The sequence below is a fragment of the Haloferax sp. Atlit-4N genome (genome assembly GCF_003383025.1).
GTDB classification, from domain to species: Archaea; Halobacteriota; Halobacteria; order Halobacteriales; family Haloferacaceae; genus Haloferax; species Haloferax gibbonsii.
Genome location: NZ_PSYY01000002.1, coordinates 174,286 through 194,185, shown reverse-complemented (window position 1 = coordinate 194,185; position 19,900 = coordinate 174,286). Strand labels below are relative to the sequence as shown.

Annotated in this window: 20 protein-coding genes and 1 tRNA gene; 10 read left to right on the top strand and 11 right to left on the bottom strand. The window is 67.5% G+C overall.

Annotated features, from left to right (window positions below; translation table 11 throughout):
- Positions 1–16 precede the first annotated feature (16 nt).
- The 3 genes from C5C07_RS10145 to C5C07_RS10135 form a co-directional block, all read right to left on the bottom strand.
- Positions 17–364, bottom strand: a complete 348-nt coding sequence (locus C5C07_RS10145) for a hypothetical protein (RefSeq protein WP_004974636.1) — start codon at positions 362–364, stop codon at positions 17–19.
- Between the two features lie 92 nt (positions 365–456).
- Complete coding sequence (locus C5C07_RS10140; protein ID WP_004974634.1) at positions 457–870, bottom strand: hypothetical protein; 414 nt, start codon at positions 868–870, stop codon at positions 457–459.
- 194 nt (positions 871–1,064) lie between these two features.
- Positions 1,065–1,619 carry an HAD family hydrolase gene (locus C5C07_RS10135; RefSeq protein WP_004974632.1) on the bottom strand — a complete coding sequence of 185 codons (555 nt, stop codon included), beginning with the start codon at positions 1,617–1,619 and terminating at the stop codon, positions 1,065–1,067.
- Between the two features lie 75 nt (positions 1,620–1,694).
- Between C5C07_RS10135 and C5C07_RS10130 the strand changes: the two genes are divergently transcribed.
- On the top strand, positions 1,695–2,108 hold the full coding sequence (locus tag C5C07_RS10130; RefSeq protein ID WP_115805016.1) for a hypothetical protein: 414 nt from the start codon (positions 1,695–1,697) through the stop codon (positions 2,106–2,108).
- A gap of 39 nt (positions 2,109–2,147) precedes the next feature.
- On the opposite strand, the gene C5C07_RS10125 is transcribed toward C5C07_RS10130, so the two are convergent.
- From C5C07_RS10125 to C5C07_RS10110, 4 genes are all read right to left on the bottom strand, one after another.
- A complete protein-coding gene (locus C5C07_RS10125) occupies positions 2,148–3,293 on the bottom strand; it encodes an acyl-CoA dehydrogenase family protein (RefSeq protein ID WP_004974628.1) in 1,146 nt (381 codons plus the stop codon).
- A gap of 94 nt (positions 3,294–3,387) precedes the next feature.
- Positions 3,388–4,578, bottom strand: coding sequence for a serine-tRNA(Ala) deacylase AlaX (locus C5C07_RS10120; protein ID WP_050459755.1), 1,191 nt, complete (start codon positions 4,576–4,578; stop codon positions 3,388–3,390).
- Between the two features lie 35 nt (positions 4,579–4,613).
- Positions 4,614–5,135, bottom strand: a complete 522-nt coding sequence (locus C5C07_RS10115) for a multiprotein-bridging factor 1 family protein (RefSeq protein ID WP_004974624.1) — start codon at positions 5,133–5,135, stop codon at positions 4,614–4,616.
- Between the two features lie 496 nt (positions 5,136–5,631).
- A tRNA-Leu gene (locus tag C5C07_RS10110) sits at positions 5,632–5,716 on the bottom strand.
- 143 nt (positions 5,717–5,859) lie between these two features.
- Here C5C07_RS10110 and C5C07_RS10105 point away from each other — a divergent pair.
- Positions 5,860–6,420: a DUF420 domain-containing protein gene (locus C5C07_RS10105; RefSeq protein ID WP_050459757.1), complete on the top strand. Its 561-nt coding sequence runs from the start codon at positions 5,860–5,862 to the stop codon at positions 6,418–6,420.
- A gap of 366 nt (positions 6,421–6,786) precedes the next feature.
- On the opposite strand, the gene purF is transcribed toward C5C07_RS10105, so the two are convergent.
- From purF to C5C07_RS10090, 3 genes are all read right to left on the bottom strand, one after another.
- Positions 6,787–8,268: an amidophosphoribosyltransferase gene (purF, locus tag C5C07_RS10100; RefSeq protein ID WP_115805015.1), complete on the bottom strand. Its 1,482-nt coding sequence runs from the start codon at positions 8,266–8,268 to the stop codon at positions 6,787–6,789.
- A 404-nt stretch (positions 8,269–8,672) separates the two neighbouring features.
- Positions 8,673–8,849, bottom strand: coding sequence for a 50S ribosomal protein L37e (locus C5C07_RS10095; protein ID WP_004042936.1), 177 nt, complete (start codon positions 8,847–8,849; stop codon positions 8,673–8,675).
- Positions 8,846–9,076: an LSM domain-containing protein gene (locus tag C5C07_RS10090; protein WP_004042938.1), complete on the bottom strand. Its 231-nt coding sequence runs from the start codon at positions 9,074–9,076 to the stop codon at positions 8,846–8,848. Before C5C07_RS10090 ends, C5C07_RS10095 begins: the two co-directional genes overlap by 4 nt.
- Positions 9,077–9,456: 380 nt before the next feature.
- Between C5C07_RS10090 and C5C07_RS10085 the strand changes: the two genes are divergently transcribed.
- From C5C07_RS10085 to C5C07_RS10070, 4 genes are all read left to right on the top strand, one after another.
- Complete coding sequence (locus C5C07_RS10085; RefSeq protein ID WP_004974618.1) at positions 9,457–10,809, top strand: ribonuclease J; 1,353 nt, start codon at positions 9,457–9,459, stop codon at positions 10,807–10,809.
- Positions 10,809–11,855 (top strand): geranylfarnesyl diphosphate synthase, encoded by a 1,047-nt coding sequence (gene idsA3, locus C5C07_RS10080; protein WP_004974617.1) that lies wholly within the window; start codon positions 10,809–10,811, stop codon positions 11,853–11,855. Before C5C07_RS10085 ends, idsA3 begins: the two co-directional genes overlap by 1 nt.
- A 183-nt stretch (positions 11,856–12,038) precedes the next feature.
- Entirely contained in the window at positions 12,039–13,751 is a 1,713-nt protein-coding gene (locus C5C07_RS10075) for a glutamate--tRNA ligase (protein ID WP_115805014.1), read from the top strand.
- Between the two features lie 66 nt (positions 13,752–13,817).
- On the top strand, positions 13,818–14,477 hold the full coding sequence (locus C5C07_RS10070; RefSeq protein ID WP_004974614.1) for a cyclase family protein: 660 nt from the start codon (positions 13,818–13,820) through the stop codon (positions 14,475–14,477).
- Positions 14,478–14,505: 28 nt separating this feature from the next.
- Here the strand turns inward: C5C07_RS10070 and C5C07_RS10065 are convergent, their stop codons facing one another.
- The gene (locus C5C07_RS10065; RefSeq protein WP_004974612.1) at positions 14,506–14,985 is read right to left on the bottom strand and encodes a DUF456 domain-containing protein; all 480 of its coding nucleotides are present in this window, start codon (positions 14,983–14,985) and stop codon (positions 14,506–14,508) included.
- A 169-nt stretch (positions 14,986–15,154) separates the two neighbouring features.
- Between C5C07_RS10065 and C5C07_RS10060 the strand changes: the two genes are divergently transcribed.
- The 4 genes from C5C07_RS10060 to C5C07_RS10045 all read left to right on the top strand — a co-directional run bounded on the left by C5C07_RS10060 (position 15,155) and on the right by C5C07_RS10045 (position 19,887).
- Positions 15,155–15,484, top strand: coding sequence for a ferredoxin family protein (locus C5C07_RS10060; protein WP_004974610.1), 330 nt, complete (start codon positions 15,155–15,157; stop codon positions 15,482–15,484).
- Positions 15,485–15,614: 130 nt separating this feature from the next.
- Entirely contained in the window at positions 15,615–16,496 is an 882-nt protein-coding gene (locus tag C5C07_RS10055) for an electron transfer flavoprotein subunit beta (RefSeq protein WP_049905054.1), read from the top strand.
- A 2-nt stretch (positions 16,497–16,498) separates the two neighbouring features.
- A complete protein-coding gene (locus C5C07_RS10050; RefSeq protein ID WP_050459761.1) occupies positions 16,499–18,226 on the top strand; it encodes an electron transfer flavoprotein subunit alpha/FixB family protein in 1,728 nt (575 codons plus the stop codon).
- Positions 18,223–19,887, top strand: a complete 1,665-nt coding sequence (locus tag C5C07_RS10045; RefSeq protein WP_050459762.1) for an FAD-dependent monooxygenase — start codon at positions 18,223–18,225, stop codon at positions 19,885–19,887. The genes C5C07_RS10050 and C5C07_RS10045 overlap by 4 nt, the downstream gene beginning before the upstream one ends.
- The last annotated feature ends 13 nt before the right edge of the window (positions 19,888–19,900 follow it).

Here is a 19,900-nt window from a genome sequence, read left to right as displayed (position 1 = left end):
GACCGCTTTTCGCGGCTCAGGCGGCGGTCGTTCCGACCGCGCGGCGCTTGTAGAAGTAGTACGCGAGCGCCGCGAGACCGACGAACACCGCGGTCACGCCGTCGCCGACCGCGCCGCCGGAGAGGAGCGCCGAGACGACGCTTCCGAGGCCGAGCGCGAGGACGAGCAGGCCGCCGCCGAGAATCCACGCCCGCGAGTCGCGGCCGACCTCGTCGTAGTGGCCGCTCTCGATGAGCGCCATCTCCTTTCTGTGTTCGAGGTAGACCACCGCGCCGGCGAACGCGAAGATGACGACGGCGATGACGACGAACGGGACGAAGAACAGCGCGTCACCGAGACCGAACGTGGACTGAATGGGAACCATGATAGATAGTCGACGCGCGAGCTATTGAATACGGAGTGACGCGCGTTCGCACGACGCGGACGTCCGTCGCGGGCGCGGAGGCCCCCGAAGACTCAGAACCCGTCGGGACCGCGCGGCCCCGCGTCCGGACCTCGCGGGCCCGACGGACCGGACGGGCCTCCCCCGCCGATGACGACGTAGTCGCTCTCGGGGACGGCTTCGACCTCGCGGCCGTCCTCGTATCTGACGAACGAGAGGTAGAACTCGCGGCCGCACGGCGACGCCAGCGTGGGGTTCTCCACGTCGTCGGCGTCGACCACGTCACCGGTCCACGACAGGCCGGGGGCGTCGCTCTCGCCGCAGGCGAACCGGACGCCCTCGGCGTCTTCGAAGTCGTCGGTCGGGTCGGCGTACGACCAGCCTTCGAGCGGGTACGGCGTCACCGACTTGTCGGCCAGGTAGCCGTCGCGTTCGAGTTCGACGACCGCGCCGCAGTGCGGACAGTAGTACGAGACCGGAAATCCCATGCGTGACCGTAGGACTCGGCGGGCTTAACGGCCGCGCCGGAGCGGAGGTTTATCACCGATTCCGCGGCCAGCGCCCCCGTGCGTTGAGCATCGCCGCCGGGCGAGACGCGGGAGCGCGGCACGCCGTCCGGCGAAGCGGACGTGCCGCCTGTTCGCCCTGCGTCTCTCGATTTCTGCTTCCTCAGAGCCTCGTCTCAGACGCCCGACGGGCCGCCGTCGACGTATCTGAAGGCGACGCCCGCGCGGTCGGCGGTCACCTCGTCGCGGGCGGAATCGCCGACGAACACGGCCGAGTCGGGGTCGACCGCCATCCGTTCGAGCGTCGCGAGCAGCGGCTCCGGGTCCGGCTTGCGGGTCGCCACGGTGTCGCGGCCGACGACGGCGTCGACGTGGTCCGCGAGGTCGTGCACGTCGAGCGCGACCCGGCAGGCGTCCTCGGCGTTGAGCGAGCAGACGCCGGAGGGAACGCCGTCGGCGGCGAGGTGGTCCGCGAGCGGGAGGCGGTCGGAGACCCACGCGCCCTCTCGCTCGTGCGCCGCGAGCTCTCGCTCCAGTTCGTCGCGGACGCCGGCCGCGTCGGCCGCGTCGAGCATCTTCCAGAGGTCCAGCGAGTCGGCGTCGACGCCGGCGTCGCGCAGGACGGCCGCGGCGTCGCTGGCGGCGTCGTCCCAGTCGACGCGGAGGTTGACGAGCGTACCGTCGAGGTCGTAGACGACGGCGTCGAACGCCGAGAGGTCGGGGAGCGTCATTGCCCGCAGTAGGGAACCGCGGGGAAAAGGCGCTTCGGGAGAAGGCCTATACGGAAAACCGGCGTCGCCTCCGGTATGGCATCCCCGCTCCGCGAACGCCTCGCTCCGGTCCTCCCGTCGCTCGTCGTCGCGGTCGGCGTCTTCCTCCCGTGGATACAGGTCGACCCGGCCCACGAAGGACCGGTTATCTCCGTTTACTACGGCGGCATGGGAAACGGTCTGGAGCTCGTCCACGGCATCGTCCTCTTCCCGACAGTCGTCCTGCTCTCTCTCGCCGCGCTCGCCGGACGGCGGTCCCGCCGCGCGGAACTGGTCGTCGGCGTCGTCGGGACCGTCGCAGTCCTGCGGTTCATCCAACTGTGGGACGAGACGTTCGTCTCGGCTGTCGGCGCGTGGGTGACGCTCGTCGGGTGTATGCTTCTCGCGGGTGTCGCCGCCGCTGACGTGGTCCGCGAGCGAGGGCTGCCGACGCTCGCCCGTAGTCCGTGAGCGACGCGGCCGAGTGAAAAAGCGGGCTGGCCCGACCGCTCAGTCGAGGAGCGACCGCGCGATAATCTCCTTTTGAATCTCGCTGGTCCCCTCGTAGATGGTCGTGATCTTCGAGTCGCGGTAGTAGCGTTCCACGTCGAAATCGGTGGTGTAGCCGTAGCCGCCGTGGACCTGCACGGCCTCGTTCGTCACGTCGACCGCGGCCTCGCTGGCGAAGTACTTCGCGATGGACGCCGCGGTCCGCGGGTCGTCGCCGGCGTCGGCGACGCGGGCGGCCTCGCGGACGAGCATCCGCGAGGCGTGGACCTGCGTGCCCATGTCGGCGATTTTGTGGCGAATCGCCTGAATCTTCGAGATGGGTTTGTCGAACTGCTCGCGCTCGTTGGCGTAGTCGATGGCGTCGTCGAGCGCGGCCTGCGCGAGTCCCACGGCCTGCGAGGCGATGCCGATTCGGCCGCCGGTCAGGATGCGGAAGGCGGCGGAGAGGCCCTTTCCCTCCTCAGTAAGTCGGTTTTCCGCGGGGATGCGAACGTCGTCGAAGAGGAGCGCCGTCGTGTCGGAGGCGCGGAGGCCGAGTTTCTCCTCTTTCTTGCCGACCTCGTAGCCGGCCTCCTTCGGGACGAGGAACTGCGTGACCGACGAGGGGTCGTCGGGGTCAGTCTTTGCGAAGAGGATGCAGACGCCGCCGCGCTGGCCGTTCGTTATCCACTGCTTTTTGCCGTTGATGACGTACTCGTCGCCGTCTCGTCGGGCGACTGTCGACATCTCCGCGGGGTTCGACCCGGCGTCCGGTTCGGAGAGACCGAACATGCCGACCGGTCGGCCGCGAGCCATCTCGGGGAGCCACGTCTCTTTCTGTTCGTCGGTGGCGAACTCCGCGATACACTCGGTCGCGAGACAGTGCACGGAGAGCGCGGTCGCGACGGCGAGTTGGCCGTAGGCGACCTCCTCGTTGACGACGGCGTAGGTGGCGCGGTCGGCACCGAACCCGCCGTACTCCTCGGGGACGGTCAGGCCGGTCAGGTCGAGTTCGGCGAGGCCGTCCCACACGTCTTCCGGGAACGTCTCCGTCTCGTCGGCCTCGCGCGCGGTCGGGCGAATCTCCTCGACGGCGAACTCGTGGACGACGTCTCGGATGGCCCGCTGCTCGTCGGTCAGACCCGTGGCAGACCCTACGGTTTCCATGGTGATGAGTACGGACCATCATTGAAAAAGATGATTGAACCGCCGGTCGTCCGTCGGGCGTCAGCACGTCACAGTCTCGGTCGCCGGAGCTAACTCAGTCGCGTAAGTACGCCAGCACCTCGTCGGCCGGCGCGCCGAGACCGCCGCCCTGCGCGAAGGTCGGTCCCCCGCCGCCGCCGCCGCCGAACTCGTCTGTCACCTCGGCGACGACGTCGCCGGCGGCCGCGTCGCCGGCGCTGGCGACGACGACGAACGGTGCGTCGGACTCGCCGACGGCGACGAGCACGTCCGCACCGTCGCGGGCCTCCTTGGCCGCGTCGCCGACCTCGTTCGCGTCGAAGCCGGAGACCGCACCGACCCGCCACGTCAGTCCGTCGCGCTCGACCGTCTCGAAGTCGTCGAGGCGAGCGCGCAGCACCTCGGACTTCAGGTCTGCGAGTTCGGATTCCAGTTCTTCGCGCGCGGCCGCGACGGTGGCGGCCGACTCCCCGAGACCGTCGAGGTTCGTTCCGAGCGCTCGGGCGGCCTCGTAGGCGGACGTTCGAACTGCGGCGCGGCGGTCGATGGCCGAGGCGCCGACCGCGAACTCGACGCGGGTGAGTCCCTCGCCGGGGTTCGACCGGCCGAGTACCTCGACCGGCCCGATTTCGACGGTGTTCGAGACGTGCGTCCCGCCGCAGGCCGCCCAGTCCCAGCCGTCGATGGAGACGACCCGAACGGTGTCGGACTCGGAGAAGACGCCCTCCTCGGTCTTGACGTTGAACGCGATTTCCCCGCGCTCGCGGGCCTCCGAGACGGGAATCTCCTCCCACGACACCTCGCGGCTGTCCCACACCGCCCGATTGACGAGACGCTCCAGTTCGACGAGCGCGCCGTCGTCGACCTCGGTCGAGGTCTCGAAGTCGACGCGCACCTTCTCCGCGGAGATGTCGAAGCCGCCGTAGCCGAGGTCGTCGAAGATGCGGCGACCCGCGCCGTAGAGCACGTGACTCGCGGTGTGCGCCCGCATGCAGTACGTCCGGAAGTCGTCGTCGACGACGCCGGTCACCTCGTCGCCGACGCCGAAGTCGGGGTCGGCCGCGAGGTCGTGGACGACCGTTCCGTCGGCTTCGCTTCGGACGTGTTCGACGTCGACGCCGCCGAGAACACCGCGGTCGGCGGGCTGACCGCCGCCTTCGGGGTAGAAGTACGTCTCGTCGAGGACGACCGACCGGCCATCGACGCGCGCCACCGTCGCGTCGAACGCCCGGACCGTCGGGGACTCGGGTGCGAGTGAGTCGGACATATGCGCGTCGAGACGCCCGACCGAGAAAAATCGTGCTACTCGTCGACGAGGGTCACGTCGAGACGCTCTTCGAGCGCGCGGATGGCCGAGCCGCCGACGTTCGCCCGCGTGGCCCGGCCCTGCTCGATGGCGAGCAGTTGCTTCTCGTCGAGTTCGAGTTCGTCGGCGAGGTCGGCGAGCTGGAGGCCGGCGTCCTGCCGGGCGGACTCGACGACGCCGCCGTAGCCGGAGACGAGATAGGGGAGCCGGTCTTTCTCGTAGTTCGTCCCCTTTTCCTCCCAGTGTTTGGAGTCGCCCTTCGCGCTGTCGTACATCTTGGCGGTGCGCTGGGCGGCGCGCTTCTTGCGGTTCCGCTCGGAGCCGTCGCGCGAGGCGTCGGTCGACTCGTTTTTTCGGTCCGCGTGGCGGTTCTCGCCGTGCGGCGCGCAGTCCGGACAGACCAACAGGTCCGCGCCGGCCACGTTCGCGCGCCGGAGCTTCGCGGTGCTGCGACCGCAGAGTTCGCAACTGTCGCCGTCGCCGCCGCCACCGCCCCGGTTCGTCGAGTACTTGGCCATGCCGCGTGTTACTCGTTCGACCCTTTTAAACTCGCGGCACGGGACGGCGGTCGGTAGTCGAAGTCGGGGGCGGCACGGGCGCTGGCCGGTGAATAACGAGACGTTCGGAGAGGTGTCCCTCAACGAGGAGCAGTGCAGAGAAACCCAGAGAGGAGTACCTCTCAGGGGTGTAGTTTCGTGGAAGGATTGTGCGTGGGTGATGTCCGTGTAGGGACGTCACCTGCATCATTCGGCGGCTACGCCGCCTCATTGCGGACTGTGAGTCCGCACATGCGATGCGTGGGACCGGATTTGAACTTCCGAGACTCACTCCGCTCGTCTCGACGTTCGAATCCGGCGAGCCGGATTCTCACCGGCGGACCTCTACAGGACAGCGCCCTTGCTGTCGAAGAATAGTTCGGAGAACCCGAGAGAGGCGAACCTCTCCGGGGTGTAGTTTCGTGGAAGGATTGTGCGTGGGTGATGTCCGTGTAGGGACGTCACCTGCATCTTGCGATGCGTGGGACCGGATTTGAACCGGCGGACCTCTACAGGACAGCGCCCTCAACGCTGCGCCGTTGGCCTGGCTTGGCTACCCACGCTCGCTGTGTCTTGCTGCACTCTCGTTTACCCCGCGGTAATTTAAATGACTTTCCTTTCGCCTCGGCAATGTCGGGCGTTTGCAGGCGCCGTGCCGCGGGCGGGCGACAGAACGATTTTGGCCTCGCGGCACCGGGATACGGCTATGGAGTTCCGAGCACGCGACCACGTCCGCGGACTGACTGCGATTCTCTCGGTGCTGTCGCTCGCGCTCGTCTTCGGCGCGGCGCTCGGCGCGATTCCCCGCGCCGCGATTCCGACTGCTCCCGAGGCCGTGCTGAACGCGATTCCGCACGTGAACGCGGTCATCAGCACCGTCGCCATCGTCACCATCCTCGCCGGCGTCCGGTTCGTCCGCCGCGGCGAAATCGAGCGCCACCGGCGCATGATGCTCGCCTCGTTCCTCCTCTTTGCGACGTTTCTCGTCCTCTATCTCTACAAGGTCGTCGTCCAGGGAACCGCGGAGTTCCCCGGCCCCGACGCGGTCTACCAGTTCGTCTACCTCCCGACGCTGGCGGTTCACATCCTCTTGGCCGTCGTCTGTGTCCCCGTCGTCTACTACGCGCTGCTGTTGGCGCTGACGCGACCGATAACCGAGGTCTTCGGGACGGAACACGCCCGGTTCGGCCGCGTCGCGGCCTCGCTGTGGCTCGTCTCGTTCGTCCTCGGAAACGTCGTCTACGTCCTCCTCTACGTCGTCTACTGAGGCGCGTTCGGAGAGCGCCGTCGCTCGGGCGTTCAAAGGGAGTACCCGTCCGACGCCCGCGGCGGGGCGCGCGGCCCGAGGGCCGCCGATTCGGACGGGCGGTAGTACGTGGTGCGACCGGCAGGTCACAGAGACGGGATGTGCGGGCCCTCCCGCGGCGCTCCACCACCCCGTCGATTCGCACTCCGTACTCCGCTCGCAACCCGGTCCTCGGCGAGTCGGAGTACGGTTCGAACAACGGGTGCGAGAGACAAGAAAGACCGCGTTGATTATGCTATCGAGGCTCCCGGTGACTGTCAGACGGAGCGACAGGTTGGGCGTGGGGGGACGAACGGGAGCGGAACCGGCGGGGTCCGGAACCGGAACTCAGTCGCTCAGCGGCGCTTCGGCACCGACGACGGGCCGGCTCACGTCGCGGTCGGTCTCCTCGCCGTCGATGTCGTACGGGTACTCGCCGGTGACACAGCCGAGACAGAGGTCGGCGCGGGACTTTTCGAGCACTTCGGCGACGGCGTCGATAGAGAGGTAGCCGAGACTGTCGGCGTCGATGGTGTCGCGGACCTCCTCGACCGACTTGTCCGAGGCGATGAGTTCCTCGCGGGTGGCCATGTTGATGCCCATGTAACAGGGCGCGACGATGGGCGGCGCGCCGATGCGCATGTGGACCTCGGTCGCGCCGGCGTCGTACAGCAGTTGGACGAGCTGATTCGAGGTCGTCCCGCGGACGATGCTGTCGTCGATGAGCGTCACGGACTTGCCCTCGACGGTGCTCTTGATGGGGTTGAGCTTGAGGCGGACGGCGCGCTCGCGCTCGTCCTGAGTCGGCATGATGAACGTCCGGCCGACGTAGCGGTTCTTCATCAGTCCCTCGGCGAACTCGACGGTCGCGTCGTCCTCTTGGGCGGCCTCCGCGTAGCCGGAGGCGAACGCGCGGCCCGAGTCGGGAACGGGCATGACCACGTCGGTGTCGACGCCGTTTTCCTCCCAGAGCTTCCGGCCGAGCCCGCGGCGGACCTCGTAGACGAGCGTGTCGTTCATCACGGAGTCCGGGCGGGCGAAGTAGATGTGTTCGAAAAAGCAGTGGGCCGTGTTGTCGCGTTCGACCAGTTGATACGAGTCGAAGCCGCTTCCGTCGGGGTCGAGGACGACGAGTTCGCCCGGTTTCACGTCGCGGACGAGTTCGCCGTCGAGCGTGTCGATGGCGGCCGACTCGGAGGCGAGCACGTAGCCGTCGTCGAGTTTGCCGATACAGAGCGGACGGTTCCCTTCGGGGTCACGCACGCCGAGGACCGTCTCGTCGTGCATGATGGTGAGCGCGTACGAGCCGTGGATGCGCTCCATAGTCCGCTTGACGGCGCGGACGAGGTCCTCTTCGAGGAGATTGCGCGCGAGGTCGTGGGCGATGACCTCGGTGTCGCCCGTCGAGGTGAAGGCGTGACCGAAGTTCTCCAGTTCGTCGCGGAGTTCGTTGGCGTTGACGAGGTTACCGTTGTGCGCGAGCCCGAGCGACCCCGACTTGAACGAGACGGCGAACGGCTGGGCGCACGACTTCGACACGTCGCCGGCGGTGGGGTAGCGGACGTGGCCGATGCCCGCCTCGCCCTTCAGGCCGTCGAGGTCGTCGGCACCGAACGCGTCGCCGACGAGACCCATCTGGACGTGACTGTGCTGTTGGAACCCGTCGTGGGTGACGATGCCTGCGGACTCTTGGCCCCGATGCTGGAGGGCGTACAGCGAGTAGTACAGGGGTCGTGCGGCGTCTCGACCGCCGAGTGCGACGCCGACGACACCGCACTTCTCGGTCGGTCCGCCGATGTGGTGGTGGGAGTCGTCCCGCCCAGTTACCATGGAAGACGATAGAGAGTCGAGGGGGTAAAAAACCCGTCCTTATGCAGTAACGACGGGTTCAGTAACCGTCAAATATGCATATAAGTGCATATCTCGTGCGCGGTGGTGACCGCTCGGTGGGGCGGGGATTCGACGAGGAGTCGGACGATGCGGCGCACGGACGGCGAGGGCTGAGAACGGAGGTAAACCGAACCAGTCGAGGGCGGTGACGAGATGAAGTGACAGTTCGGGGAACCGGAGCACACGAGGAAGGAACTCGGGCGTGACGGGCGGAGAGCGACGCCGTACTCGGTGCTAGCGAGTGTCACGGGCGCGGGGACAAACCGGGAGTCAGGAACGCGGGTTCGTTCTCGCCGCAGACGGCGAGAGAGAAGACAGAGACGGTCTGAGACCGTCGAGAGTCGTTAGTTGTCGCCGGACTTCGACTGCCAGGCGTAGCTCCGACGCTTCTTCGACTTACCGAAGCCGCAAGACGAGCAGACCTTCTTCTTCACGTGGTAGGACTTCTCGCCGCAGCGACGGCACTTGACGTGCGTCGTCTTGTTCTTCTTTCCTTGGCTAGGGGTTCCTGCACCCGTCATGCTTTGATGGTGACGACGTTATCGCCGCGTATAATGGTTGTGTCTTGGACTTGCTCGAGTTCGATATCCCCGGGCACGGTGTCTTCGTCCAGCGCTTCTTCGAGTACGACGTTCATGTGCTGGTCGTAACCAGCGAGGACGCCGAAGTACGCGTTTCCGTCCTTGAGGAGAACCGTCACCGGCTCGTCGAGTGACGCTTCGAGGACGTCGAGGGGTCGGCCGCTCATGCATCAAACCCGTCTCGTAGTTATCTTAAATGTGCCGGACCGACAGTGCGAGATGGCCGTCGAGTCCGACCGTCCGGGTCGAAATCGTCGTCGAACGGAGGAAAACCCGGGTCACGTGAGACGTTCTCTCACGAGCCCGGGCGTGCGGGCGCGGTGAACCCACGTAGTTTTTAGTACCCCCGTGAGTAGAACTCAGTACCAGAAACCCGCGGGTAAGTGCGGGCGCGCCCAGTTCGACCGGTTCGGGCCGTCTCGTACGCGGGGTCATTCGACCGACGAGCTGCAAGACGCCGGGGCCGGTGGCCCCCAGACACCCGTCTTTCCGTGAGCACCTTCGCCACATCGTGGCTTTCGATGCTCGGAATATCGAGACACAAACCATGGAAATCGAAATCGCAACCATAGGCGGATACGAAGAAGTCGGCCGTCAGATGACGGCCGTCCGTGCCGGAGACGACGTCGTCGTCTTCGACATGGGTCTCAACCTGTCGCAGGTCCTCATCCACGACAACGTCGAGACCGAAAAGATGCACAGCCTCGACCTCATCGACATGGGCGCTATCCCGGACGACCGGGTCATGAGCGACCTCGAAGGAGACGTGCAGGCCATCGTCCCCACGCACGGCCACCTCGACCACATCGGTGCCATCTCCAAGCTCGCCCACCGCTACGACGCCCCCGTCGTGGCGACGCCCTTCACCATCGAACTGGTGAAACAGCAGATCGAAGGCGAGAACAAGTTCAACGTCAACAACGACCTCGTCAAGATGGAAGCCGGCGAGACGATGTCCATCGGCGACTCCGGCAACGTGGAACTCGAATTCGTCCACGTCACCCACTCCATCATCGACGCCATCAACCCGGTCGTCCACACGCCCGAGGGCGCCGTCGTCTACGGTCTCGACAAGCGCATGGACCACTCGCCGGTCCTCGAAGACCCCATCGACATGAAGCGCTTCCGCGAAATCGGTCGCGAGGGCAACGGCGTGCTCGCGTACATCGAAGACTGTACGAACGCCGGCCGGAAGGGCCGCACGCCCTCCGAGTCCGTCGCGCGCCGCCACCTCAAAGACGTGATGACCTCCGTCGAGGACTACGACGGCGGCATCGTGGCGACGACGTTCTCGTCGCATATCTCCCGGGTCTCCTCGCTCGTCGAGTTCGCCAAGGACATCGGCCGCCAGCCGGTCCTCCTCGGTCGCTCGATGGAGAAGTACTCCGGCACCGCCGAGCGCCTCGGCTTCGTCGACCTCCCCGACGACCTCGGGATGTACGGCCACCGCAAGTCCGTCGACCGCACCTTCAAGCGAATCATGAAGGAGGGCAAGGAGAACTACCTGCCCATCGTCACGGGCCACCAGGGCGAGCCGCGCGCGATGCTCACCCGCATGGGCCGCGGCGAGACGCCGTACGAGATCGACGACGGCGACAAGGTCATCTTCTCGGCGCGGGTCATCCCGGAGCCGACGAACGAGGGCCAGCGCTACCAGTCCGAGCGCCTCCTGCGCATGCAGGGCGCGCGCATCTACGACGAGATTCACGTCTCGGGCCACCTCCGCGAGGAGGGGCACTACGAGATGCTGCAGGCGCTCCAGCCCCAGCACGTCATCCCGGCTCACCAGAACCTGAAAGGCTTCGCTCCGTACGTGGACCTCGCCGAGAGTCAGGGCTACGCCCTCGGTCGCGACGTCCACGTCACGCGGAACGGAAACATGATTCAGCTGGTGGAGTGATGACTCCCGACGCGACGGAAAAGCGGGTGCTCGAGGCGATTCGCGAGCGGCGCGAACTCGTCAACGACGCGCTCGACGAGGACGTGCCGATGGCCGAGCCCGAACGGCTCTACGAGGCCTCCCGGTACCTCCTGAAAGCCGGCGGCAAGCGCCTCCGGCCGACCGTCTCACTCCTGACCGCGGAGTCCCTCGCGGACGTCGAACCGATGTCGGAGGACTACCGGGCGTTCCCGACGCTCGCGGGCGACCCCATCGACGTGATGGTCGCGGCCGTGAGCATCGAGGTCATCCAGTCGTTCACGCTCATCCACGACGACATCATGGACGACGACGACCTCCGTCGCGGCGTTCCGGCGGTCCACAAGGAGTACGACAACTCGACCGCCATCCTCGCCGGCGACACGCTGTACGCCAAGGCGTTCGAACTCCTGACGAAGACTGGCGCTGACCCCGCCGACGGTCTCGAAGCCGTCCGCCGACTCGCGACCACCTGCACGCAGATCTGCGAGGGGCAGGCGCTCGACATCGAGTTCGAGCGCCGCACCGAGGTGCTCCCCGACGAGTACCTCCAGATGGTCGAACTGAAGACGGCGGTCCTCTACGGGACCGCGGCCGCCGTTCCGGCGGTCGTCATGGGCGCGGACGACGACGTCGTCGAGGCACTCTACCAGTACGGCATCGAGTCCGGCAGCGCGTTCCAGATTCAGGACGACGTGCTCGACCTGACGGTGCCGTCGGAGCAGCTCGGCAAACAGCGCGGCTCGGACCTCGTGGAGAACAAAGAGACCATCATCTCGCTCCACGCGCGCCAGCAGGGCATCGACGTGGACGACCTCGTCGACGCCGAGACGGCCGAGGAGCTCACCGAGGACGCCGTCGAGGCCGCCGTCGCCGAACTGAACGAGGCGGGCAGCATCGACTACGCCCGCGAGATGGCCGAAGACCTCACCGAACAGGCCAAGTCGCGGCTCGACGTCCTCCCGGACAACGAGGCCCGCGAGCTGCTCTGCGACATCGCGGACTACCTCATCACCCGCGGCTACTGAGAGCGCGACGCGCCCGCGAACCGCGGCCACGAGGATTTCTCTTCGGTCCGTCCGCCTCCCGAGCCCCGCCGCCGTAACGCATATTTGCTCTGAAGTGCTAACATCCCACGTACCCCTGCCCGCGCGAGGACCCTTCCCCGCAATCCGGGCCTGTTTTTAGGCGCGCCGCGGAAGCCAACGGTAATGGACGACGAGCTTCGAGAGCGCATCGAGCGAGAGGCCGAAAAGCACGCGCTTCTCAACGCGGTCAAACACGACAGCGACGCCGACGTGGGCGCGATTATGGGCCCGCTGATGGGCGAAAACCCCGACTTCCGACAGCACGGCGGCGAGATTCCGGGACTCATCGGTCCCGTCGTCGCCGAGGTCAACCGGCTGTCGGCGGGTGAAAAGCGCGACCGACTCGAAGACCTCGCGCCCGAGGAACTCGCCGAGATGGAAGCCGAGGAGGAAGCGGACGAGTCGCTTCTCCCCGACCTCCCCAACGTCGAGGAGTACGACGAGGTCCGCATGCGCGCCGCGCCGAACCCCAACGGCCCGTGGCACCTCGGCCACGCCCGCATGCCCGCGGTCATCGGGACGTACAAGGAGATGTACGACGGCTCCTTCATCGTCCGGTTCGACGACACCGACCCGGAGACGAAGCGGCCGGACCTGACGGCGTACGACGCCATCCTCGACGACATCGACTACCTCGGGTTCGAGCCCGACGACGTGATTCGCGCCTCCGACCGGGTGGAGACGTACTACGACTACGCCCGCGAACTCATCGAGATGGGCGGCGCGTACACCTGCTCGTGTTCGGGCGAGGCGTTCTCGAACCTGAAGAACGACGGGAAGCCGTGTCCCCACCGCGACAAGGACCCCGAGACGACCCGCGAGGAGTTCGAGGACATGGTCGAAGGCGAGTACAGTTCGGGCGAGATGGTCCTCCGCGTCAAGACCGACATCGAACACAAGAACCCCGCGCTGCGCGACTGGGTCGCCTTCCGCATGATAGACACGCCGCACCCCCGCGAGGAGGCGGCCGACTACCGCGCGTGGCCGATGCTCGACTTCCAGTCCGGCGTCGACGACCACCTCACGGGCGTCACCCACATCATCCGCGGCATCGACCTGCAGGACTCCGCGAAGCGCCAGCAGTTCGTCTACGACTACTTCGGCTGGGACTACCCCGAGGTCGTCCACTGGGGCCACGTGCAGGTCGACGCCTACGACGTGAAGATGTCCACGTCGAGCATCAAGGAGCTCATCGACGCGGGCGAGGTCGAAGGCTGGGACGACCCGCGCGTGCCGACCATCAAGAGCCTCCGCCGCCGCGGCATCCGCGGACAGGCCATCGTGGACGCGATGGTCGGCCTCGGCACCTCCACGTCGAACGTCGACCTCTCGATGTCCACGGTCTACGCGAACAACCGCGACCTCGTCGACGACGAGACGGACCGCTACTTCCTCGTTCGGGACGGGGAGGAGTTCGCCGTCGAGGGCGGCCCCGACAGCGCCCACCCGCCGCTCCACCCGAGTTTCGAGGAGCGCGGCACCCGCGACATCCCGGTCGGCGACAGCGTCCTCCTCGAATCGGGCGACGTGCCCGCCGAGGGCGAGCGCGTCTGGCTGAAGGGCTTCGGCGCGGTCCGCCGCGAGGGCGACTCGCTCGTCGCCACCGGCGACGACCTCGACGTGGTCCGCGAGGGCGACGTGGCCGTGATTCACTGGGCACCGACCGACGGCGTCCCGGTCCGCATGCGCACCATGGACGGCGACGTGACGGGCGTCGCTGAACCCGACTTCGGCGACGTGCCCGAGAACGAACTCGTCCAGTTCGAGCGCGTCGGCTTCGTCCGCGTGGACGACCGCGGCGACGACGAGACCGTCGTCTACTTCGCGCACAAGTGAACTGAGCGACGGACAGTCGCTCTCGACACGAACACTCGTTTTACCCACCCCCGCCTAAGGGACGGTATGACCCTCCTCGACCTCACCCGACGCGTCGAGACCGGGATGCCGACGTACCCCGGCGACCCGCCCGTCGCCGTCGAGTCGCACGCCGACTTCGAGGCCGACGGCTACCGCGTCTCGCGGCTCGAACTCGGGACGCACGCCGGAACGCACGTCGATGCGCCCGCACACACCGAACCGGACGGCGCGACGCTCGACGACTTCCCGGTCGAGGAACTCCGGTTCACCGCTCGGGTCGCCGACTGCCGAGACGCGGGCCCCCGCGGTCGAATCGGGCCGGACGCGATTCCCGAACACCTCGAACCCCGCGTGGATTTCCTCGTGTTCCGAACCGGCTGGGAGGACGAGTGGGGGACGGAGCACATGCCCGACCACCCGGCGCTCGCGCCCGAGACGGCACGGGCCTGTGCAGAACGGGGGCTCTCGGTCGGCGTCGACGCGCTCAGCCCGGACCCGACCGGCGGCGACGGCGTCCCGGCGCACCACGCGATTCTCGGGGCGGGACTGCTCGTCGTCGAGAACCTCCGCGGGTTGGACGCGCTCCCGACCGACCGGACGTTCGACCTGTACGTCATGCCGCTGCGCGTGGACGCCGACGGCGCGCCCGCTCGGGTCGTCGCCGACGCGGAGACGGGGCTGATTCGGCGTCGAGACGAGCGGTAACTCGGGAGCGAAGCGGAGTCGGCCGGCGTTAGAGCACCACGACGAGGACGAAGCCGACGAGCATCGAGAACGTCAACAGCGCCTGCACCGCCGCGGTGGCGAGGACGCCGACCGTGGCGACGAGGGCTCGCCGACCGCTCTCTTCCGCGTCTTGGTGTTCGAGGTATTCGAGGGCGAAGACCGTGCCCGCGACGCCGACGAAGATGCCGAGCGGGCCGATGAGGAACATGAGCAGGAAGCCGGCGACTCCGGCGACAATCGACGTTCGGGTCGACGCGCCGCCGAACCGCGCGGCGACCATCCCGCCGGCGTAGTCGGTGACGAGCGCGACGAGGCCGACGAGGGTGAGACCGACGAACGCGATGGGTCCGGGGTCCGAAAAGCCGGTCGATACCCAGTAGACGACCACGCCGAGCACGGAGAGGAGCGCGCCGGGGAGCAGCGGAAGTACGCTCCCGACGACGCCGAGGACCAGGAGGGCGAGCGCGACCCAGAGGAACACGTCCATACCGGGGTGGTTCGGGCCGGGGGCTATTCACCCCACCGAGTGGGCGCGTCGAGGCCGCGGCGGGAGGACGGCGGGTGTGACCGGGTTCTCACTCGCGCGCCGCGTCGTCCGGTTTCCCCCCGTTCGGGGGATAGTTTATTGCCTCTACCGAAATATGTCACTAAGAGTCATGGCTATCGACCCGCAGTTCGAGACAAACAGGGAGAAGGTCGGAGAGGAAAACGGCGTGGCCGTCTGGGGACCGGTCGACCCGCCGGAGAAACACGGCATCCACGGCACGCACGTCGCGGTGGATTTCGACATCTGCCTCGCCGACGGAGCGTGTCTGGAGGACTGCCCCGTGGACGTGTTCACGTGGGTCGACACGCCGGGACACCCGGAGTCCGACATCAAGGCCGAACCGACCCACGAAGACCAGTGCATCGACTGCATGCTCTGTGTCGACGTCTGCCCGGTCGACGCCATCGACGTCGACCCCGGGCGAGCGGGACGCATCTGAGGGAAGAAACCCCGATTTTTTGCGGGCGTGACCGCCGAAGAAGACGCCGATGAGCGGCGCGGACATTCCGCCCACCTAGTACAAAAGATTATTATGAATATGAGCTAGCATTAACTGGAGAGTGTTCTCAATGCACATGGTGGTACTTACCAAAGGCGTGCCCGACTTCCGGGAGGGCCAGGTATCGTTCGACGAGGACGGGCACCTCGAACGGGGGAAGACGCCCACAGTGATGAATCCGAACGACCGCTTCGCGCTGGAGGCGGCGCTGCAGACGCGGGTTCGACACGGCGGGCGAGTGAGCGTGATGAGCATGGGGCCGCCGGGGTACAAGGAGGTGTTACGCGAGGCGATGGAGACGGTGTACGCCGACGACCTCCACCTCGTCTCGGACCGCGAGATGGCGGCCGCCGACACGTGGGCGACGGCCATCACGCTCAGCGCGGGCATCGAAACGCTCGGCGAGCCGGACGTGGTGTTCGCCGGGTTCAAGACCGCGGACGGGGAGACGGGCCACACCGGTCCGCAGACGAACTGGTGTCTCGACATGCCGCTCGTCACGCACGTCATCTCCCTCGACATCGACGAAGCGGAGGGGACGCTGCGCGCCAAGCGACTGGTCGAAGGCGACATCGAGGAGATAGAGACCGTCGAGACGGAGCTTCCGGCGTTCGTCGTCGCGGACCCCGAGTTCGAGCCGTCGTATCGGACGGCGGGCGAGCGCCTGACGCTGAAGGACCTGCGCGAGGAGACCCGAGCGCGCGCCGAGAACTACGAGGAGCACCTGACGGTGCGGGACCACGCCGACATCAACGTCGACCCGGACTACATCGGCCTCGACGGCTCGCCGACCATCGTCTCGTCGGTCGACCCGATCCCGAAGGCCCCGGCGGAGCGGGAGGCGACGATGGTCGACCCGGAGGATACGGGTGCCATGCAGGACGTGCTGGGGGCGATGCAGTCGGCGGTCGGCGACGACGCCGGCGACGCCGCGGCCGCGGGGGGTGACTGAGCGTGACCGACTTCGACCCCGGCGACTACGAGATTTCGGAGCTCGGCCCGGCCATCAAGGACATCGACGACCTCGGCGAGTTAGAGGAGATTCTACAGGCGGAACACCGCGGACAGAACCGCGCGCCGGCCATCGCCCTCATCGAGAGCCGCATCGAGAAGTTCTCCGAGGACGACGACGAACCGGCCGACGCCGACGAGATGGACCTCGCGTCGATGAGCACCGCGGAGGTCGGAAACGCCCTCCAGAGCGTCGAGGAGGTCTCGGACCTCGAATCCCTCCTCGAACGCGAGGAGGCCGGCGAGGACCGCGACTCGGTGAAGCGGCTCATCAGAAGCCGCATCGACTCCGTGAAGGGAAGCGACGAGGAGGACACGGAAATCGAGGTGGACGACCGGCCGCCCGAGGAGCGCCACCCGGACCTCGACCACCCGACCCGGGACAAGCGGCACGTCCGGTCGCTCCACGGGGGGACCTACCGCGACATGTGGGTCTACTGCGAGACGCAGGCGGGCGAACTCGTGGACGTGTCCAAGGAGATGCTCGGCAAGGCCCGCGACCTGATGGACACCTACAACGACGACTACACGACCGACGAGCGGGTCGTCGCGGTCCTCATCGGCTCCGACGTGTCGAAGCACGTCGAGGACGTCATCGCCTACGGCGCGGACGTGGTCGTCGTCCGCGAGGACGCCCGGCTCGAACGCTTCCAGCACAAACCGTACACCGAGATATTCTGCGACATGGCCCGCGCGGGGGCGACCCACGAGAACTTCGAGGTCCGAGGCGGCCGCGACGAGCCGTGGCGCGACTACGACAAGCCGCGGTACGTGCTGTTCCCGGCGACGAACAACGGCCGGGACCTCTCGGCGCTCGTGCAGGCCGAACTCGACTCCGGTCTCGCCAGCGACTGCTCGGGGCTCTACATCACGGAGGAGGTCATCTCGAACCCCGTCAAGACCGGCGTCGCCGGCGAAAAAAAGGAGTTCCAGCGCGTCCTGCACATGAAGCGCCCGGACTTCTCCGGCTTCGAGTACTCGACCATCCTCTGTATCGACAACCCGACGCGGGAGTTCCACCCGCAGGGCGCGTCGGTCATCCCGGGGAGCTTCGACCTGCCCGAACCCGACGCCGAGCGCGAGGGCCTCGTGGTCGAACACGACGCCCCGCTCGACGACGACTGGTTCCGCGTCACCGTCACCGACTTCGACCAGCTCGACGAGGGTATCGACCTGACCGGCCACGACGTCATCGTCGCGGTCGGCCGCGGCATCGGCGACGACCCGACGAAGGGCATCGAACTCGCCTTGGACCTCGCCGGTCAGTTCGAGGACGCCGAGGTCGGCGTCACCCGCGGCATCGTCACGGGGTCGTTCAACTTCGACGGCCACGTCGAGCAGTACACCCACGAGGACAGACAGATAGGCGAGACCGGACAGGTCGTCGCGCCGAAGCTCTACGTCGCGGCGGGCATCTCCGGCGCGGTCCAACACAAGGTCGGCATGGACGAGTCCGACACCATCGTCGCCGTCAACACCGACCCCGACGCCCGCATCCGCGACTTCTCGGACTACTTCATCGAGGGCGACCTGTTCGAGGTGCTGCCGCGGCTGACGACGGCGCTCAAGGAGGGTCGGTTCGAGGCGGCGGTGGCGAGCGACGGGGGTACCGCGCCGACCGGAACGCCGGACGATGGCGCGGCCGAAGACGACCGAGGTGAGTCACGATGAGCGACTACGAACACTACGAAGCGCTCGTCGTCGGGGCCGGACCCGGCGGCGCGGCGGCGGCCGCGACGTTCGCCAACTACGGCATCGAGACGCTCGTCCTCGAACGCGGCGTCGAGGCCGGGTCGAAGAACGTCTCGGGCGGGCTCATCTACGCCGAGGAGTCCGCGCCGTACACCATCGACGACCTCTTTCCGGGGTTCCGGGAGGCGGCCGCCGAGCGGCCCATCACGAAGTACCGCATCCACAACATCGCCGGCGACAAGGTCGAGTCGTTCGACCTCACGGACCTCCACGAACACGACACCGAGTGGTCCGACTCCGTCCTCCGGCGAAAGATGGACTCGTGGCTCGAAGACCGCGTCCACGAACGGACCCGCGAGACCGGCGGCGGCCTCCTGACGGGCGTCCACGTCAACGGCCTGCTCCGCGAGGAGGGCCGCATCGTCGGCGTCACGCTGGACGAACTCGACCCGATAACCGCCGACATCATCGTCGCGGCCGACGGGGTGAACTCCGAACTCGCCCGCGACGCCGGCCTGATGGACTGGGACGAGCCCGACGAGTGGTTCCAGGGCGTCAAGGCCGTCGTCGACATGCCGGAGGACGCCATCGCCGACCGGTTCGACGTGGCGGAAGACGAGGGCGCGGCGCACCTGTTCTCTGGCGACCTCTTCGAGGGCGTCCGGGGCGGCGGTTTCCTCTACACGAACCGCGACACGCTGTCGCTCGGGACGGTGTTCCACCTCGACAGCCTCGTCGCGGAGGAGGCCGAACCACACCAGCTCCTCGACGCTCTCCTGACCCACCCGCTTCTCGCGCAGTGGCTCGGCGACGACTACACCGAACTGGAGTACAGCGCGAAGCTCGTGCCCGACTCGAAGAAGGTCGCCCTGCGCGAACCGCACTTCGGCCGCCTGCTCCTCGTCGGCGACGCGGCCGGTCAGATGCAGGCGCAGGGACCGATAATCAAGGGTATGAACCACGCCGTCACGGCGGGCGCACTCGCGGCGGAGGCGTACGCGCAGGCCAAATCGCGCAACGAGCCCGAAAAAGCGGGGACTCGCTACGCCCGCAAGCTCCGGAGCGAGGGCGTGATGAAGAAGCTCCGGCCCCGCGGCTACGAACTGCTCCGCGGCGTGGCCGAAGACGACGGCGTGACCGACGTGGTCGACACCGTGCTCACCTCGCCGGTCGGGCGCGCCGGCATCCGCGCGCTCTCGGGGCGGCTCGAACGGCTCTACAACGTCCCGACGCTGTCGGCGCTGATGCCGGACACGCGGACGCCCTACGTCACGCTCCCGACGGTCATCGCCGAGGAGTTGGGGACGCGGGTCCGCGACCAGAGCTCGGTGACGCCGCCGGACCTCGAAGCCCGCATCGGCGGGTTGACCTACGACACCGACATCGGCAACCCGCACATCACGCTCCGCGACGAGTCCTACGAGGCCAGCGGGGCCGCGGTTGCGGCCTGTCCCGTCTCGGCGGTCGACTTCGGCGGCGGCTGTTACCGCGAGGAAGTCGTCCGGACCAACGGCTCGGAAGAGCGCGTCGTCAGCCTCGACACCCAGCCCTGCGTCGAGTGCGGCACCTGCGCCGTCGTCGCCGACACGGAGTGGACCCACCCGCGCGGCGACAAGGGCGTCGAGTTCAAGTGGGGGTGACGGAGGTGAGACC

Excerpts from the sequence above, each read along its gene's own strand:
- C5C07_RS10095 (WP_004042936.1), bottom strand. The coding sequence starts at position 8,849 with ATGACGGGTGCAGGAACCCCTAGCCAAGGAAAGAAGAACAAGACGACG.
- C5C07_RS10085 (WP_004974618.1), top strand. The coding sequence starts at position 9,457 with ATGGAAATCGAAATCGCAACCATAGGCGGATACGAAGAAGTCGGCCGT.
- purF (WP_115805015.1), bottom strand. The coding sequence starts at position 8,268 with ATGGTAACTGGGCGGGACGACTCCCACCACCACATCGGCGGACCGACC.
- C5C07_RS10070 (WP_004974614.1), top strand. The coding sequence starts at position 13,818 with ATGACCCTCCTCGACCTCACCCGACGCGTCGAGACCGGGATGCCGACG.
- C5C07_RS10105 (WP_050459757.1), top strand. The coding sequence starts at position 5,860 with ATGGAGTTCCGAGCACGCGACCACGTCCGCGGACTGACTGCGATTCTC.
- C5C07_RS10120 (WP_050459755.1), bottom strand. The coding sequence starts at position 4,578 with ATGTCCGACTCACTCGCACCCGAGTCCCCGACGGTCCGGGCGTTCGAC.
- C5C07_RS10055 (WP_049905054.1), top strand. The coding sequence starts at position 15,615 with ATGCACATGGTGGTACTTACCAAAGGCGTGCCCGACTTCCGGGAGGGC.
- C5C07_RS10060 (WP_004974610.1), top strand. The coding sequence starts at position 15,155 with ATGGCTATCGACCCGCAGTTCGAGACAAACAGGGAGAAGGTCGGAGAG.
- C5C07_RS10045 (WP_050459762.1), top strand. The coding sequence starts at position 18,223 with ATGAGCGACTACGAACACTACGAAGCGCTCGTCGTCGGGGCCGGACCC.
- idsA3 (WP_004974617.1), top strand. The coding sequence starts at position 10,809 with ATGACTCCCGACGCGACGGAAAAGCGGGTGCTCGAGGCGATTCGCGAG.
- C5C07_RS10075 (WP_115805014.1), top strand. The coding sequence starts at position 12,039 with ATGGACGACGAGCTTCGAGAGCGCATCGAGCGAGAGGCCGAAAAGCAC.
- C5C07_RS10130 (WP_115805016.1), top strand. The coding sequence starts at position 1,695 with ATGGCATCCCCGCTCCGCGAACGCCTCGCTCCGGTCCTCCCGTCGCTC.
- C5C07_RS10115 (WP_004974624.1), bottom strand. The coding sequence starts at position 5,135 with ATGGCCAAGTACTCGACGAACCGGGGCGGTGGCGGCGGCGACGGCGAC.
- C5C07_RS10065 (WP_004974612.1), bottom strand. The coding sequence starts at position 14,985 with ATGGACGTGTTCCTCTGGGTCGCGCTCGCCCTCCTGGTCCTCGGCGTC.
- C5C07_RS10145 (WP_004974636.1), bottom strand. The coding sequence starts at position 364 with ATGGTTCCCATTCAGTCCACGTTCGGTCTCGGTGACGCGCTGTTCTTC.
- C5C07_RS10140 (WP_004974634.1), bottom strand. The coding sequence starts at position 870 with ATGGGATTTCCGGTCTCGTACTACTGTCCGCACTGCGGCGCGGTCGTC.
- C5C07_RS10125 (WP_004974628.1), bottom strand. The coding sequence starts at position 3,293 with ATGGAAACCGTAGGGTCTGCCACGGGTCTGACCGACGAGCAGCGGGCC.
- C5C07_RS10135 (WP_004974632.1), bottom strand. The coding sequence starts at position 1,619 with ATGACGCTCCCCGACCTCTCGGCGTTCGACGCCGTCGTCTACGACCTC.
- C5C07_RS10090 (WP_004042938.1), bottom strand. The coding sequence starts at position 9,076 with ATGAGCGGCCGACCCCTCGACGTCCTCGAAGCGTCACTCGACGAGCCG.